The sequence below is a fragment of the Mesorhizobium sp. HAY1-8B genome, from assembly GCF_056868045.1.
In genome coordinates this window covers 809,951-826,384 of sequence record NZ_CP200321.1, presented here as the reverse complement: position 1 = coordinate 826,384, position 16,434 = coordinate 809,951, and the positions used below count along the sequence as shown (strand labels likewise).

The 16,434-nt window shown below is 65.6% G+C and carries 15 protein-coding genes; 4 read left to right on the top strand and 11 right to left on the bottom strand.

What is annotated here, in order from left to right:
* Nucleotides 1–11: 11 nt before the first annotated feature.
* From AC1VON_RS04145 to AC1VON_RS04135, 3 genes are all read right to left on the bottom strand, one after another.
* Entirely contained in the window at nt 12–2,144 is a 2,133-nt protein-coding gene (locus tag AC1VON_RS04145; protein ID WP_483120528.1) for an acetate--CoA ligase family protein, read from the bottom strand.
* A gap of 176 nt (nt 2,145–2,320) precedes the next feature.
* The gene (locus AC1VON_RS04140) at nt 2,321–3,244 is read right to left on the bottom strand and encodes a LysR substrate-binding domain-containing protein (RefSeq protein ID WP_172347811.1); all 924 of its coding nucleotides are present in this window, start codon (nt 3,242–3,244) and stop codon (nt 2,321–2,323) included.
* On the bottom strand, nt 3,241–3,888 hold the full coding sequence (locus AC1VON_RS04135) for a TetR/AcrR family transcriptional regulator (RefSeq protein WP_172347812.1): 648 nt from the start codon (nt 3,886–3,888) through the stop codon (nt 3,241–3,243). Before AC1VON_RS04135 ends, AC1VON_RS04140 begins: the two co-directional genes overlap by 4 nt.
* Before the next feature lie 224 nt (nt 3,889–4,112).
* Here AC1VON_RS04135 and AC1VON_RS04130 point away from each other — a divergent pair, with 224 nt between their 5' ends.
* Nucleotides 4,113–5,012, top strand: coding sequence for an aminotransferase class III-fold pyridoxal phosphate-dependent enzyme (locus AC1VON_RS04130; protein ID WP_483120525.1), 900 nt, complete (start codon nt 4,113–4,115; stop codon nt 5,010–5,012).
* 29 nt (nt 5,013–5,041) lie between these two features.
* A complete protein-coding gene (locus AC1VON_RS04125) occupies nt 5,042–6,097 on the top strand; it encodes a peptidase C39 family protein (protein WP_483120523.1) in 1,056 nt (351 codons plus the stop codon).
* A gap of 22 nt (nt 6,098–6,119) precedes the next feature.
* Here AC1VON_RS04125 and AC1VON_RS04120 read toward each other — a convergent pair whose 3' ends face one another.
* On the bottom strand, nt 6,120–6,605 hold the full coding sequence (locus AC1VON_RS04120) for a hypothetical protein (protein WP_172347815.1): 486 nt from the start codon (nt 6,603–6,605) through the stop codon (nt 6,120–6,122).
* Between the two features lie 215 nt (nt 6,606–6,820).
* Here AC1VON_RS04120 and AC1VON_RS04115 point away from each other — a divergent pair, with 215 nt between their 5' ends.
* Both AC1VON_RS04115 and AC1VON_RS04110 read left to right on the top strand, forming a co-directional pair.
* A complete protein-coding gene (locus tag AC1VON_RS04115) occupies nt 6,821–7,186 on the top strand; it encodes a RidA family protein (protein ID WP_027047560.1) in 366 nt (121 codons plus the stop codon).
* Between the two features lie 31 nt (nt 7,187–7,217).
* Nucleotides 7,218–8,453: an amidohydrolase/deacetylase family metallohydrolase gene (locus tag AC1VON_RS04110; protein WP_483120520.1), complete on the top strand. Its 1,236-nt coding sequence runs from the start codon at nt 7,218–7,220 to the stop codon at nt 8,451–8,453.
* A 28-nt stretch (nt 8,454–8,481) separates the two neighbouring features.
* Here AC1VON_RS04110 and AC1VON_RS04105 read toward each other — a convergent pair whose 3' ends face one another.
* From AC1VON_RS04105 to AC1VON_RS04075, 7 genes are all read right to left on the bottom strand, one after another.
* Nucleotides 8,482–9,063, bottom strand: coding sequence for a CatB-related O-acetyltransferase (locus tag AC1VON_RS04105; RefSeq protein ID WP_483120519.1), 582 nt, complete (start codon nt 9,061–9,063; stop codon nt 8,482–8,484).
* Between the two features lie 100 nt (nt 9,064–9,163).
* Nucleotides 9,164–9,871: a molybdopterin cofactor-binding domain-containing protein gene (locus tag AC1VON_RS04100; RefSeq protein ID WP_483120517.1), complete on the bottom strand. Its 708-nt coding sequence runs from the start codon at nt 9,869–9,871 to the stop codon at nt 9,164–9,166.
* 41 nt (nt 9,872–9,912) lie between these two features.
* Nucleotides 9,913–11,463, bottom strand: a complete 1,551-nt coding sequence (locus AC1VON_RS04095) for a xanthine dehydrogenase family protein molybdopterin-binding subunit (RefSeq protein WP_483120515.1) — start codon at nt 11,461–11,463, stop codon at nt 9,913–9,915.
* Nucleotides 11,456–12,820, bottom strand: coding sequence for a c-type cytochrome (locus AC1VON_RS04090; protein WP_483120513.1), 1,365 nt, complete (start codon nt 12,818–12,820; stop codon nt 11,456–11,458). Before AC1VON_RS04090 ends, AC1VON_RS04095 begins: the two co-directional genes overlap by 8 nt.
* A 2-nt stretch (nt 12,821–12,822) precedes the next feature.
* Entirely contained in the window at nt 12,823–13,281 is a 459-nt protein-coding gene (locus tag AC1VON_RS04085; RefSeq protein ID WP_172347820.1) for a (2Fe-2S)-binding protein, read from the bottom strand.
* A 284-nt stretch (nt 13,282–13,565) separates the two neighbouring features.
* Nucleotides 13,566–15,356 carry an NAD(P)-binding domain-containing protein gene (locus tag AC1VON_RS04080; protein WP_483120510.1) on the bottom strand — a complete coding sequence of 597 codons (1,791 nt, stop codon included), beginning with the start codon at nt 15,354–15,356 and terminating at the stop codon, nt 13,566–13,568.
* 24 nt (nt 15,357–15,380) lie between these two features.
* Nucleotides 15,381–16,325: a MurR/RpiR family transcriptional regulator gene (locus AC1VON_RS04075; RefSeq protein ID WP_483120508.1), complete on the bottom strand. Its 945-nt coding sequence runs from the start codon at nt 16,323–16,325 to the stop codon at nt 15,381–15,383.
* Nucleotides 16,326–16,434: the final 109 nt, after the last annotated feature.

Sequence of the window (16,434 nt, the reverse complement as noted above, 5' to 3'; positions counted from 1 at the left end):
CTAAAAGCAATTCATCTTGTCGGGCGCCCGGCGTTGCGGCCGAGCAAGAGCGCGTCGACGGCCATGCAGCCATGGTCGGAAACCAAGAGCGGGTTGACGTCCATCTCGTCGATGAGGTCGCCGAGATCAGCGGCGAGCATCGAGAAACGGGCAAGGGCGGCATGGAGTGCTGCCCTGTCGGCCGCCGGCCGGCCGCGCCCGCCGTCGAGCAGCGGGCTTGTCTTCAGCCTGACGACCAGGGCTTGCGCCTGCTCGAGGCTGAGCGGCGGCAAGGCGACCGCGCGGTCCCTGAGCACTTCGATCCAGAGGCCGCCGGAGGCAATGACCAGATAGGGTCCGAACTGTTGGTCGCGGATCAGGCCGAATGCGATCTCGACGCCTTTGGGGGCCATTTCGGCAACCAGCACCTGCGGGCCGAGCCGAGCCGCCATGTCGGCATAGGCGACTGCCAGCGCCGGTTCATCGGCCAGGCCGAGGCGGACGCCGCCGACATCGGATTTGTGCAGGATGCCGGGGACGGCGGTCTTCAGGGCGATGGGAAAGCCGATCCTTCGCGCGGCGGCGACAACGTCATCCGGCGTGGCGGCGGCGATCGAGCGCGGCGTGGCGATGCCATAGTCGGCCAGCAGCGCCAGCGCTTCGCTTTCGCCGAACGGCTTCTCCTGGCCAAGGCGCCGGCGCCAGCGTTCGCGGACCTCGCTCGCCACGGCATCGGGATAGGTGTGGGTCGCGGCGCGCCGGTCGCGAAACGCCAGCAGATTGCGGATGGCCTGCAGGCCTTCATCGGTGCCGTCGATGACCGGCACGCCGGCCTCCGTGGTCGACAAGGCGAGTGCGCGGTGGTTCACCGTGGCGTAGTTGCTGACCACGGCAACCGGCTTGCCGGTCTTGGCGTGGGAACGGATCACGGCGCGGGTAAAGCCTTCGGCGACGTAGGAGCCGTCGCGTATGTCCTGGAACAGCACGCCGATGGCGGTGTCGGGGTCGGCGAGCATGGCGTCCATGCAGGCCTCGACATGCGTCTCGAAGTCGAGGCCCGAGCCCCAGACATCGAGCGGGTTCGCCGGCTGCAGGCCGCTGTCGAGATGCAGCCGCAACTCCTCCTTCGTCCGCTCCGAGATGGCGGCGAACGGCACGCCGGCCTTCGCCGCGAGGTCGGCGACCATTTCGCGTTCACCGCCGGAATCGTGCAGGCTGGCAAGGCCGCCGCTGGCGGCCGGCCGGCCGGCCGAAAACAAAGCGAGATTGGCGGCCAGCTGGTCCAGCGTGTCGACGCTGAAGGCGCCCCACCTGTCGAACAGGGCCTCGTAGGCGGCATTGTCGCCGGCAATCGCGCCGCTGTGGCTGGCGGCGAAGCCGGCGCTCAGTTCCGTGCGCCCGACCTTCAGGACAACAACCGGAATGCCGAGCCGGTCGGCCTTTTCCAGGCAGCGGGCAAAATCGTCGGGCCGGCGCGCCGTTTCGAGAAACAGGCCGATGACCGACGTTTCGGGCTGGTCGAGCGCCCAGTCGACATAGTCTGATGTCGTCGTTGTCAGTTCGCGGCCGCTGGAAACGCAGAGCTGGAATTTCAGCCGCTGGTCGTTGTAGGCGAGCGCGGAGAAGGCCGAGCCCGATTGCGTGACCAGCGCCACGCCGCCGGGCTTCATGGCGAGACGGGAGGCGAAGCCGGAGACGCGCAGGCCGATGCCGGGGTTGCAGAAGCCCATGCCGTTGCCGCCGCAAATGACGATGCCGGCCTCGCGGGCTATTTCGGTCAACCGGCCGGCGAGCGGGTCGTTGGCCGCGCCGGTCAGGTCGCAGCTGGCGAAGATGGTGACCGCCCTGGCGCCATGGCGGGCGGCCGCCAGCAGATTGTCCTCGAGATAGTCATTGGCGACGCCGAGCACGACATGGTCGACCGTCTCCGGCAGGCTTCTCAGATCGGGAAAACACGGCACGCCTTCCACGACGTCGTATTTCGGGTTGATGGCGTAGAGCCGGCCAGAATAGCCATCCATCGCCGCGGCGCGCATCATGGTGTTGCCCGGCGTGTTGGGGCGCACGGACGCGCCGACGAAGGCGATCGACGCCGGCCGCAACAGCGGATCGAGACGATGCCTTGCCTGCGTCATGCCGCCAAGGGCGGCTATGGTTCCAGCCAAATGTCTGCTCCCATGGCTTGTTCCCGAAGCCCTCGGTCCGTCGCTGTGATTTTGATTTTGCGAGCTGTCGGACCGATGGCGACTATAGAACCGGGAAACGATCGCGCACGCTCCGAATAGTCACGAGGCGATGACCTGCAGTCATGGGGGTAAGGGCAAGTGCAGACGTCGACGGTTCAGCCGGCCAGAATTTCCCGTTTCAGCACGGCCATTTCATTGAGCAGCCAGTCTCGCACCAGCACGGCCGGCTTGCGCAGCGGGCGTCGTGCCGTTGCCACCAGGTAATAGTGGTCGCCGGTACGCAACTCATGTTTGCCGCCCTTGACCAGGCCTTTCTGCAGCAGTTCGTGGGCCACGACATGCCACCAGCCGAGCGCCATGCCACGGCCCTTGATCGCCGACTGGACGACCAGCGTGTAGTCGGAGAAGGTCAGGCTGCGGCTGCCCACCGGCTGTGGATAGCCAAACTGCCCGAGGTAGTGCTGCCAGGGAATGCGCAGCGCGCCGGAGAGATGGGCGAGCGTGTGCCGGCTGAGATCGCTGCAGTCGTCGAGACTGCCGTGCTCGGCCAGGTAGGCCGGGCTGCAGACCGGCAGCACGACTTCTTCCATCAGCGCCCAGCTCTGTTGTTCGGCATTGGGCGGCTGGTTGTAGCGGATGGCGAGATCGACATCCTCGATCGGGCCGCTCGGCTCGCCGCGCACCAGCTGGAAACGCAGGTCGATGCCGGGAAAGCTGGCCTGGAAGCGGTCGAAGCGCGGCATGAACCAGTGCATGGCGAAGGCGGACGACAGCGACAGCGTCACCGTGCCGGCCTCGCCCTGGCGCGCCCTGATATCGTCGAGCGCGATCTCGATCTGCTGGAAGCCGCTGCCGACGGCGCCATAGAGCAGGCGGCCGTCGTCGGTCAGGTCGATGCCGGTCGGCGCGCGTACGAACAGCTTGACGTCGAGATGGCTCTCCAGCCGCGCGATCATGCGGCTGATCGCCGACTGGGTGACGTTGAACTCGCGCGCCGCGCTGGTGAAGTTGAGATGGCGCGCGGCTGCCTCGAACATGAAGATCGCATTGGGCGAGGGCAGCAGCTTGCGCAGGGTCATGGCCGTTGGCTCGTTTCGGTACCGAAACTTTTCGGGAAGAAGGCGCGGAGATAAGTCCGGCAGATGGCGCGGGCACGGGCCCAGTCCGCCTCGCCATGCCCGTCGCCGATCTGGCTTTCGATCCACAGTCCGTCGAAAATGGCGCTTAGCCCGCCGGCGACCAGCCGATAGTCCGCGGCTGGCGGCTCCTTTTGGGCGAGGGCCGATATCAATGGCTCGAGCCGCGCCAGATAGGCCCTGTTGAGTTCGCTGAACCGCGCCCGGTAGTCGGCGTTGCGCGAGGTTTCGGCCCAGAACGCCGTCCACACCGCGATGTGCCTGTCATCGGTGACATCGGAACCGAGGTCGAGATCGATCAGCGCCTCGAGCTTGGCAGCGGCATCGTCATGGGCGTCGCTGCGCGCATGCCAGGCAGCGCGGTATTCCTCGACCAGGGCGTCGAGCGCGGCCAGAAGCAGGCGGTCCTTGGTCTCGAAGTGGAACGAGACCAGGCCGTAGCCGCAGCCGGCCTCTCGCGCGACATCGGCCAGTGTCACGCCCGGCAGGCCTTTTCGCGCGATAACGGTGATCGCCGCCTGGGTCAGGCTTTGCCGCCGGCGCGCGACCTTTTCGGCATCGCGGCTTTTCTTGTCGGGCTTGCTCAATGGCGCCGTTCTCCCTGGAGTGGTTTCGTATCCGGTTTTCGGCCGGCTAAGCAATGCTTGGTGGATGGCCGTGCGTGCACGCGATCACTGGAGGTGGTGGGTGGTCCATCGCCCCTTTCCGAGTGTTGGCGCTGCCCCTCATGCGATGGTCCACCGGCACAATCATCATTGACTGATCAATCAGTCTACGAGATTATCGGCCGGCCGCAACCGGAAACGCAGGAATGGTTGCCAGGAAAACAGGAAGCCGTGCGATGCCGCCGCAGGACCTCGCCAACGACCAACCCAATCCCTACCGGCGCCCGGAAGGCATGTCGGCCGAGGCCTTCCTCGATCAGAAGGTGCGGGAGCTCGAAGACAGGATCGTGGAGCTTGGCCCCGAGAACGTCGCCTGCTTCATCGCCGAGCCGAGCCTGGCCTCGGGCGGCGTCGTGCCGCCCGTGGGGCATCACAGCAGCACGCTGGAGGTCTGCCGGCGCCATGACGTGCTCTACATCTCGGATGAGGTCGTCACCGGTTTCGGCCGCAACGGCGCGATCTTTGCCTCGGAACCTGTCTATGGCATCGTGCCCGACATGATCACCTGCGCCAAGGGGCTGACGTCGGGCTATGTGCCGCTGGGCGCCGTGATGGTGTCCGATCGCCTCTACCGGCGGATCGCGGAAACGACCGAAGGCAGGATCTTCGCCAACGGCTTCACCTATTCCTCGCATCCGGTCGCCTGCGCCGCCGGCCTGAAGAATCTGGAGATCATGGAGCGCGAGGAGATCTGCGCCCATGTCCGCGAGGTCGGCCCCTATTTCCAGGCCGCGCTGAAGCCGCTGATGGACTCGCCGATCGTCGGCGACGTGCGCGGCAGCCACCTGATGGCCTGCGTGGAATATGTCAGCGACAAGAGCGCCAAGACCGTGCCGCCGCAGGCCTGGCAGATCGTCCAGCGCATCATCCGCGAGACCATGCCGCGCGGGCTCATGGTGCGGCCGATGAGCTCGATGGTCATCATGTCGCCGCCGCTCATCATCACCAGGGCCGAGATCGACGAGCTGGTCGCCATCCTGCGCGAAGCGACAGAGGTGGTGACGGAACAGCTGCGACAGGAAGGCCTGCTGCCGCTAGAATCATGACGCTGCGATTTTCAAACGGAGATGACCCCATGCCAGCTTCGCTGCCGACCAGCAGGGCCGGCGTGACAGTCTTTACTGCCGAAGACGCATCCGTCTGGGCGAACCTTACGGCGGCGGTGCCGGCGGCGATCGGCGATCGTCTGGCCGGCTTGCGGGAGATTGCCGGTGTCACCGGCGTGGCGCGATACAGGGAAGGCCGCCCGGAGGCGATCATGGTCGGCCAGCGGCGGCCGTCGGCGGCGATGATGCGCATTGCCATGTCCTGGTCCGCCGCCAGCTTCATCGCGGGCGACGGCCCGTGCCTGCTGGAGGCGCTGGAGACGGAGGCGCTTGCGCAAGATGTGCTCTGCCTGCGCACCGACGAGGATGCGGCGCCGCGCATCGGCGGCCAATGGGAGCGCCGTGACGGGTTCCTGCAACGCTGGATCGGCGTCGGGCCGACGCGCCGGCCGGAGCGGATACCGCCGTCCTGGCCGCAGACGGCGGGCTTCACCTGCGGACCGTCGGCGCTCGCCATGGCCATGGCTGGACTCGACCCGGCCTTGCTGCCGGATCGTTCGCTGGAGGTCGAGCTGTGGCGCGAGGCCACCACCATCATCGGCCCGAGCGGCCCGGGCGGCTGCGACCCCTATGGCCTGGCGCTGGCGGCACACCGGCGCGGGTTGCGGGTCGAGGTGTTCATGAGCAGCGCCGAGCCGATCTTCCTCGACCGAGCCGCCTCGGAGGAGAGGCGCGGGCTGATGCGCTTCGTGCAGGCCGGTTTCAAACGCGACGTCGAAGCCGCGAAATTGCCGGTCGAGACGCGCGCCTTTGCCATCGAGGAAATCGGTCAGGCACTCGATCGCGGCTTGTTGGCGCTGGTGCTGATCGATCAGGCGCCGATGATGGGCTACACCTGCCCGCACTGGGTGCTCGTCCATGGTCGTGGCGACGGCACCTACTTCCTCAACGATCCATGGATCGAGCCTGACCGGCTCGAACAGAAGATGGACGTTGTCGACCTTCCGGTCATTGCGGCGGAGCTCGACCGGATGGCCTGGTACGGTAATCCCGCCTACCGCGCCGCTGTGCTGGTTGGGCGATAGAGTTCGGCTATCCGCCCCGGGTCTAGGCTCCCAGCGGATAAGGCATGTAACCGACAAAGCCGGCGATCTTCCAGGTCCCGCCGACCTTCCGGCAGAAGTACAGCGTCTGCCATTTCAGCCGGTCGACGGTGCCATCCGCCTTGGCAACGGAACCATCGAATTTCTTGTGCAGCACGGCGCGGTCGCCGTCGACATCGATGTCACGCAGATTGGTGACGCGAAACAGCGCCTCGCGCAGCGGCTCGGCGAATTTGGTCGCGGCCGTCTCCCTGGCCTGGCGCAGCCACTCGTCGCGATAGATTTCCAGCCTCGGGAACTGCAGCCGCCAGGCATCGGCGTTGGCAAGGAAATGGGCATGCATGCCGAAGAAGCTCTCGGCGACGAAATCATCCTCGACCATGGACCAGTCCTGACCGATGAAGGCGTCGATGTCGCGCCGCACTAGCATTTCCCACAGCGCATGGCGGTCGGCGTCGCCTGGTGGGAACGGGTTCTTGTCGAAAGTCATTCTCGGTTTCTCCGGTCTCGCATAGGCACCTTTCCGTCCCGGCGTGAAGGCCGTCCGGCAAGCGCGCACGATGCAAGCGCTCTTGTAATAAAGCAACACGGATTTCGAAGAATGTTGCTTTCCAACAAGGGCCCTATCGGGACCGGCCCGATCGCGGTAAATCTGCGCCGAAGCGGGCCTGGTGCCCTGCCCGTGTGATCAGAGGAGGTCGTCCCTTGCCCAAGCAGACTTTTGGAACATCCCATGTGCCGCTGTCGCCCGCCGTGCGTGCCGGCGACTTCGTCTATGTCTCCGGCCAGGTCCCGGTCGGCAGCGACGGCATCGTGGTCAAGGGCGGCATTACAGAGCAGACCGAGCAGGTGCTTGCCAATGTGAAGGCAGCGCTGGCATTGGCCGGCTGCACCTTGGACGACGTGGTGAAGACCACCGTGTGGCTGGAAGACGCGCGCGATTTCGGCGCCTTCAACGCGGTCTATGCCAGGCACTTCCCGAAGAATCCGCCGGCGCGCACCACGGTGGAATCGCGGCTGATGATCGACATCAAGATAGAAGTCGAGGCGGTCGCCTACCGGCCGGTCTGATAAAAGACGCCACGAAGCGGAGGGTCTCCCCATGCAATTCGACCTCTTGCTGAAGGGTGGCCGGCTGATCGATCCGGCGTCCGGGCTCGACACCCAGCGCGATCTCGCCATCGCCAATGGCCGGGTCGCCACGATCGACTCCGATATCCCGGCGGATCGCGCCGCGCAGGTCGTCGACGCGACCGGCTGCATCGTCACGCCCGGCCTCGTCGACCTGCACAGCCACGTCTATTGGGGCGGCACCTCGCTTGGTGTCGATGCCGACCGTCTGGCGGCCAAGAGCGGCACCACCACCTTCATCGATGCCGGCAGTGCGGGCGCCGGCAATTTCCTCGGCTTCCGCCGCCATGTCATGGAGCGCTCCAGGGTGCGCATCCTGGCCTATGTCAACATTTCCTTTGCCGGCATCTTCGGTTTCTCGCAGACGGTCTCGGTCGGCGAGTGCAGCGATCTCAGGCTCTGCGAACCGCGCGAGGTGGTTGCCGCCGCGCGCGAGCACGCCGACGTGGTCGTCGGCGTGAAAGTCCGCTCCGGCAAGCATGCCGGCGGCACCAGCGGCATCGCGCCTGTCGATCTCGCCCTGGAGGCCGCCGACAAGGCAGGCCTGCCCCTGATGGCGCATATAGACGAGCCGCCGCCCGGCCGCTCGGAAGTGCTGCCGCGCCTGCGGCGGGGCGATATCCTCACCCATTGCTTCCGGCCGTTCCCCAACGCGCCGGTCTTCGCCTCCGGCGCCGTGCGGCCCGACATGCGGCTGGCGCGTGAGCGCGGTGTGATCTTCGATCTCGGCCACGGCATGGGTTCGTTCGACTTCGAGGTCGCCCGCGCCATGCTCGCCGAGGGGCTGGCGCCCGATGTCATTTCGAGCGACGTGCACCTTTACTGCGTCGACGGGCCGGCCTTCGACATACTGGTCTGCATGTCGAAGCTCCTGGCGCTCGGCATGCCGCTGGTCGAGGTCTTGCGGGCCGCGACGCAAGGACCGGCGCAGGCGATCGCACGGCCGAACCTCGGCACGTTGGCGGTCGGCACCGTCGGCGACGTCACTGTCCTTCGCCAGCGGCCGGGCCGCTTCACCTTCGTCGACGCGGTCGGCGCTTCGCTGGTCGCCGATCAGAGGCTGGTCTCGGAAGGCATCGTCATCGGCGGCACCTGGTGGCCGAACGAGGCGGCGAACGATGTCAGCGAAACCGAACATTTCGAGCCGCATGCCAACCACACGCATGTCGAGGTCGCCGCCCGGCATTTCGGGCATCGGCACGAGTGAGATTGTGCGAGCCTGAGCGCCGGCGTGGCTACGCGGGCTCCACCATGCTCAGGAACCGGTCGACGTCAGTCGCCGTCAAAAGCTCCACGCGTTCGCCGATCAGATCATCGCTCCAGTTCCACCACTCCAGGGCCTGCAGGCGCTCGATGATTTCGGGCTGGAACCGGTAGCGGATGACACGGGCCGGGTTGCCGAACGCGACGGCATAGGGCGGGACGTCGCGGGTGACGATGCTGCCGGCGCCGATGATCGCGCCATTGCCGATGGCGACGCCGGCAAGAATGATCGAGCGAGCACCAATCCAGACATCGTGGCCGACCGTGATCGGCCCCTTGCCCCCTGTGCCGGGCGCATTGCGGATCTTTCCTTTGACAAACTGGATCGGAAAGGTGGTCGCGGTGTCGACGCGGTGCTCGGCCGCGCAGATAAAGAGAACATCCGGGCCAATCGAACAGAACGATCCTATTCGCACCGGCACGTTTTCGAGCGGAACGAAGAACGATCTCTTGCTGAGACCGTAGGTATGGCGACCGATCTCGACGCCGGGCAGCGGCGGCAACGGGTCCTTCTTCAATCCCAGTTTTATGCGAAGTCCTCTCAGCAGCCCCATCAGCCTCCTCCCCCGAGTTGCCAGGTATTATAGCGGAGATCCTCCGTTCTGAGTGCCTCGCAAGCGATTTCAGCCCCGGCTGGTCCAGCGGCGCCGTGGATCAGGCCGCCAGCGAGTAGCCCAGATCGCGCAACGGCAGCCGGCGTACCCGCTCGCCGGTGGCGGCGAAGATGGCGTTGCCGAGTGCTGGCGCCAGGGCCGGGAAGGCGGGTTCGCCCATGCCGGTCGGCCGATTGTCCGACTGGATGAAATACGGATCGATCGTCATCGGCGCGAAAGGCATGCGCAGGATCGGATAGGCATTGTAGTTCCGCTCCTCGATCCGGCCATTCTCGATGTTGATCTTGAGGCCCATGGCGGTCGAGAGCGCATCGGTGGACGCGCCCTGCGCCTGGGCTTCGGAGCCTGCCATGTCGATGATGGGGCCGACATCGAGCACCACCACGATGCGCGCGATCCTGATCCGCTTGCCGGAGTCGACACTCAGCTCGACCGCCTGCGCGACATGGCCGGCGTGGGAATAACACCAGGCGAGGCCCAGGCCGCCGCCTTTCGGCAGCGTCTTGCCCCAACCTGCCTTGTCGGCGCACATCTTGATGACGTCGATCGCCCGCCTGGGGCTGAAGTTGACGCTCTTGTCCTTGGCCACCAGTTCGGGCACGTCGCGGCTCACCGCATCGATCAGGAACTCGACATGGTCGCGGCCGGAAGCCAGCGACAGTTCATGCATGAAGCTCTGCGCGGCGAAGACCTGGGCATTGTCGCCCGGCGCGCGCCAGGCGCCGGTGGGGATCCTCAACGGCAACATGGTCTTGGCGCGGCGCAGATTGGGTGCCTTGATGGAATATCTCAGATTGTCGGTGAGGTTGGCGCCGGAAGCTTCTTCTTGCCGTCGGCGGTGAAGGTGATGAAATGCTCCCGCCAGGCGTCGAGACGGCCGCCATTGTCGATCGCGCCCTTGAACTGGTGGTAGCCGGCGGGCCGGTAGAAGTCGTGGGCGAAATCGTCCTCGCGGGTCCATTGCAGCTTGACCGGAGCACTGACCTTCCTGGCGATGGCCGCGGCCTCGCAGGCGTAGTCATTGACCAGCCGCCGCCCGAAACCGCCGCCGACCCGGGTCTGGTGCATCACCACTTTATCCGGCGCAATGCCCGCCACCTTTGCAATCAATGGCAGGCCGCGATCGGGCTGCTGGGTGGGCACCCACATTTCCATGATGCCGTCGTGCCAGTGCGCCGTGGTGTTCATCGGCTCCAGCGGCACATGGGCGGCGAAGGGATATTCGTAATAGGCTTCCACCGTCTTGGCGGCATTGGCGAAGGACTTGTCGACGTCACCGACATCGTCATCGGACTTTTGCGGGAAATCGGCCGCCAGCCTCCGGGCCTGGGCCGAGAATTGCGATGTGGAATCGCTCGACGCGTCGCTCAGGTCCCAATCCACCTGAAGCCTGTTCCTGGCCTGGAAGGCGCTCCAGGTATCCCTGGCGATGATGGCCACGCCCGGCATCACTTCGACCATCATGCCCGTACCGTCCACGGCGAAGGCGTCGAGCACGCCGCGCTCACCCTTGATCTCGTCGACATTGAAGGATCTGACCTTGCCGCCCGCCGCCGGACATTTGGTGTAGGTGGCGTAGACCATGCCGGGAAGCTGGACATCTATGCCGAACAGCGGCTTGCCGCTGACCACCTTGGGATCGTCGACGCCGCGATAGCGCTTGCCGATCAGGCGATAGTCCGCGCGGCTCTTCAGCTTCAAGCTCCTGGGATCGGGCACCGGCATCTTCGCCGCCGCCGCGGCAAGCGACCCATAGGTTGCGGAGCGACCGCTGGCGGCATGGGTCAAGACCGAATCCCTGGCGGTGATCTGCGAGGGATCCACCGCCCACTGCCCCGCGGCGGCCGCGACCAGCATCGCCCTGGCGCCGGCACCGGCCTGGCGCAACTGGTCCCAGGCATGCGGGATGGAGGTCGAACCGCCCGCCCCCTGGCTGCCATAGACCTTGGGATTGATGTCCGCCTGCTCCATGACGACATGGTTCCAGTCGGCGTCGAGCTCGTCGGCGATGATCACGCCGAAGGACGTCTTGATGCCCTGGCCGATCTCCGGGCATTTCGAATAGATGGTGATCGTGTTGTCGGGAGCGACGCGGATGAAGGCATTCATCGCCTGGTCGTTGCCGTCAGGCGTATCGACGTTCGCCGTTTCGGCCGCGAACGCCGCGCCGCCAAGATGGAAGCCCAGCACCAGCCCCGCGGCGCCAGCGCCTGCCAATTTGAAGAAGGTGCGCCGGCCCATGGTCATCGGCGCGCTGGCCGGTGGTGCCGAGCGGACCCCGCGTATCAGCGCCGAGAGATAGGCATCGGACTGGGCAAAGTTGGACTGGGTGTCAACCATGGGGGGCCTCACTGGATTGCTGTGCCGCCTGCTGTCGCAGAGCGCTCACATCCTTGCCTGTCAGGTTCGCGCCTTTGGCGCCGAACCGGGCGGTGACGTAATTCGCCACGGCCGCGATGTCGTCGTCGGAATAGCCCTCGCCGAAGGCCGGCATGAAGATCGTGCCGTCAGCGGTCTTGCGGTTGACGCCGTTGATGACCGTCTGCGCCACATTGGTGGCGCTGGGATCGTTCACCGCGCGCACGCCGGTCAACGTGGCAAAGCCGGTGACCGGGCTGACGCCGGTCCAGTCGTGGCAGGAGGCGCAGGCGCCGGCGAAGATCTTTTCGCCATGCGAATTGGCGACCGCGGCCACGCCCTCCTTGTACGATGCGGGCGCCGCCGTCGTGACGGTGCGCGGCAGGTCGCTCGCATGGCTGGGAATGCTGCGCAGATAGGTCACCAGGGCACGGGTGTCGTCCGGCACGAGATAGCTCAGACTGTCGTCGGCGGCTTCACCCATCGGGCCGGCGGCACCGCCATGACCATTGGCGTGACCGGTGGACAGATAAGACGTGAGATCCTCGTCGCTCCAGTCGCCGAGGCCGGAAACGTTGTCACCGGTGATGTTGTAAGCGCGCCAGCCAGCTGTGAGGGCGCCCGCGAATTTGCGGTGATTGTCGAGCCCATAGGCGAGGTTGCGCGGTGTATGGCACTCGCCGCAATGGCCCATCGCCTCGGCAAGATACGCGCCCCGGTTCCATTGCGGGCTCTGGCCGGTGTTGGGGTGGAAGCGTTCGTCGGGATTGAACATGATGTTCCAGACCGCCACCAGGCCGCGCTGGTTGAACGGCCAGGACAAGTGGTTCTGTTTCGGCGGCGCATTCACCGGCGCCAGCGTGAACAGATACGCCTTGATCGCCAGCGCGTCGGCATCCGTCATCTGGCTGTAGGAAGCGTAGGGCATGGCGGGATAGAGTTTCGCGCCGTCCGCGCGAATGCCCTTGTGCACGGCCGCCAGGAACTGGGCGTCGGTATAGTTGCCGATGCCGGTTTGCTTGTCCGGTGTGATGTTGGTCGAATAGATCGTGCCGAACGGCATATTGAAGGCGAAGCCGCCGGCGAAGGGCGCGCCGCCCGGAGCGGTATGGCAGGCCTGGCAGTCGGCCGCATGGATGAGGTATTCGCCGCGCTTGACCAGATCGGCGCTGGCAAGCGCAGCCGGAACGCCGGTGACATCGGCGCCATGGTAATCGGCCAGCGCCACTGTCGAGCCGGCGGCAAACGACATCGGATCCCGGCCAAGATAAAGCCAGCCCGTGAAACCAAGCGCGACGACGACAATGACCGCGACGAGAATGCCGATGATCTTCTTCATGGTCAGGCCGATTTTGCGGCGGCGTTCTTGATGGCGCGACGGATGCGGATATAGGTCCCGCAACGGCAGAGATTGCCTGCCATGGCCGCATCGATGTCGGCGTCGTCGGGTTGGGGATTGTCGTTGAGAAGCGCCGTGGCCGACATGATCTGGCCGGCCTGGCAATAGCCGCATTGCGGCACCGCGGCTTCGATCCAGGCTTGCTGGACCTTGGCGCCGGTGGGCGTGCCGCCAATCCCTTCGATGGTGACGACGGCGCGGGTGCCGACATCGCCAACGGTCAGTTGGCAGGACCGCACCGGCTTGCCGGCCACATGCACCGTGCAGACGCCGCATTGGGCGATACCGCAGCCATATTTGGTGCCGACCAGGTTGAGATGGTCGCGCAGAACCCACAGAAGCGGCATGTCCTCCGGCACATCGACATCGCGTGACTGCCCGTTGATCGTAAGCGTGAGCATATCTCCATCCCTGCCTGAAACCGATGAACAGAATTCGTCCATCAGATTCTAGGGGACAGGGACTCAGCGAGTAGGGCGCGGCCGTTCACATTTAAGACATCGCTGGCGGCTGCCCGAGCGATCGGCGAACTGGAAGGATTATCGCGAGCGACCGCGCGTGCCCGTGTCGCCTTACGGTCTCAACAGACTGACGTCGTCCGTCGCGCCTTGCAGCGTCGTTGCGGATCTGCCGCTCCCGTTTGGTCAGTGATCGCTCCTCCCTCAACAGGGGGAGTCGGGCAGCTTCACTGCCCGGAATTGCTCGGCTTCCCGTAAACCGGCGTCGCGATCCCCTCCATGCGCGCCTTGATCTGCAGCGCCACGTATTTGGAGTAAAAACGCGACAGCGCCAGGTTGCCGCCGTGGAACCACAGCGCTTCCTGCGCCGTCGGCTTCCACATGTTGCGCAGCTCGCCCTGCCAAGGGCCGGGGTCGCCCTTGACGCCCGAGCCAAGGCCCCAGCAGGGCCCGACCTTGTCGGCGACCTCGCGCGAGACGAGCGCGGCGACATTCTCGTTCATCGACTGGTAGCCGGTGCAGGCGATGATGGCGTCGGCCTCGAGTTCGGTGCCGTCCTCGAACAGGATGCCGTTTTTGGTCAGCGACTTGATGGCGACACCGCTGCGGATGCCGATCTTGCCGTCGATGATCAGGTCCGAGGCGCCGACATCGATGTAATAGCCCGAACCGGTGCGGTAGGCCTTCATCAACAGGCCGGTCTCGTCGTCGCCGAAATCGATGGCGAAGCCCGAGGCGCGCAAGCGGTCATAGAAGGCGGCGTCGCGCGCCCGGATGACATCGTAGAGCGCGCGCTGGCCCTTCGGCACCAGGGCAAATGGCGTCGAGGCGACGATCATGTCGGCCTTTTCGGTGGTGATGCCGCGCGCCAGCGCTTTCTCCGAAAAGATCTCGAAACCGACCTCCATCAGCGTGTCCGACTTGACCACTGTGGTCGGCGAGCGCTGGATCATCGTGACGTCGGCGCCGCTTTCCCAGAGGTCGACGCAGACGTCATGTGCCGAACTTGCCGCGCCGATGACTGCAACACGTCTGCCGCGGAATTTGTCGCCGCTGGCATACTGGCTGGAATGCAGCAGCTCGCCCTTGAACTCACTGGCGCCGGCCAGGTCGATCTTTCGTGGCGGGCCATAGGCGCCGGTGGCGAAGACGATGTGTTTCGGCTTCAGCGTGATCTGCCGGCCGACACGGTCGACGACCACGGTCCACTCCTTCTCGGCCTCGTCATAGGAAGCGCTGAGGCATTTCGTGGCGACCCAGTAATTGAGCTCCATGACGCGCGTGTACATTTCCAGCCAGTCGCCCATCTTGTCCTTGGGCGTGAAGACAGGCCAGTTTTCCGGGAACGGAATATAGGGCAGATGGTCGTACCAGACCGGATCGTGCAGCACGAGCGTGCGGTAGCGGTTGCGCCAGGAATCGCCGGGCCGAGCGTTCTTCTCGATGACGATGGTGGGCACGCCGAGCTGCCTCAACCGCGCGCCCAGCATGATGCCGCCCTGGCCGCCGCCGATGACCAGGCAATAGGGTTGCTCGGAGGCGCCGAGCTCGCGCGTCTCGCGCGCTCTCGCCTCCGACCAGGTCTCGCGCTCGGGGTCTGCCTTGTGGCGCACGCCGAGCGGCCGCTCAGCGCCCTTGCGTTCTTCGAATCCCTTGAGGTCGGTCATCGCCGTGAACAATGTCCGGCAGCGGCCGTCGCGCAGGCACATGATACCTTGGCCTGAAGCCACTGCGGTCTCGAATGTGAACCAGGCTTCGATCGTGCCTTCGTCCGAAGTCGCTTCGCCGGTGATCCGCCATGCGGTGGGTTTTGTCGTCGCCAGGGTTGCCTCGAGCATGTCGGCAATGGCCTCGCGGCCTTCCATGGTCGTGACGTTCCAGGTGAAGGTCAGAAGATCGCGCCAGTAGCAATCGTCGACGAACAGGTTGGCCGCCGTTGCCACGTCGCCGGCTGCGAGCGCCTGCGCCAGGGATTCGAGCCATGCGGCTGCCTGTTTCGTCGGTGCTATTTCGAGCATGTCTTCCCCTCTTCCTGCAATGAACTAATCCCCGAGCGGCTCCATCTCCTTGCCGGTGCGGTGGATCTGGGCGTTGTACTTGATGCGGCGCACCGTCTCGCGTGCCGACCCGTCGAGCTTGTAGGCCGAGGCCACCGCCAGCAGGTCGATCGCCGCCAGGAAGGCGAAGCGCGAGGCCGTCGGCTTCAGCGTGTCGGGATATTCGGGCACCGCCACCGTGAGCCTGACGTCGCAGGCGCGGGCCAGATCGGTGTCGGGCGCTGTCACGGCGATCGCGTTGGCGCGGTAATGCTTGGCGAGTTCGACGGCCTCAATCACCTCGCGCGTGCGCCCGGTCGCCGAAATGGCGATCACCAGGTCGCCTGGCTTCAACGTCGAGGCGGTCATCCGCATCAGATAGGGGTCGCACTGGGCGCTGACCGTGATGCCGTAGCGAAACAGCCGGTACTGGGTTTCCTGCGCCAGCGCGGAGGAACTGCCGCCAAGGCCGAAGACCGTGACCTGCCGCGCCTTGGCGATCAACTCGGCGGCCTTCTGCAACTCACCCGGGTCGAGTTGCCGTTCGGCCTCCTGCAGCGCCCGGCGCGCCTCGCCGAAGACGGCGTTCCAGAACGGCATGCCATTGTCGTTGCTGACGGTCGGAGACTTGGCCAGGTACAGCGCGCCGACGACGAGGCTCTGCGCAAGCTTCAGCTTGAAATCGCGCACGCCCTCGCAGCCGATGGCGCGGCAGAAGCGGGTCACCGTCGGTTCGCTCACTCCCGCGCGTTCGGCAATCGCCGCATTGGAAGCGTCGACGGCGTATTTGACATCGTCAAGCACGACATCGGCGACGCGGCGTTCGGCCGGGCGCAACTCGGCATAGGAATCCTTGACCAGCGAGATGATGTCGGGAATACGCCGGACAGGCTCGCGCTCCTCCGGATCGGTGCTCAAGGCGCTGTCTTCCCTGTTGTCAGCTTCGGTCATGAAGTCGGTCTTCCCTGCCCTTTTCGACCTGACCTCTTATCATGTTTGCACGCTGTCGTTCCATGCGTCCGGCCACGCTGCAACCGTTGCGTGCCGCAAGGGCATGTTC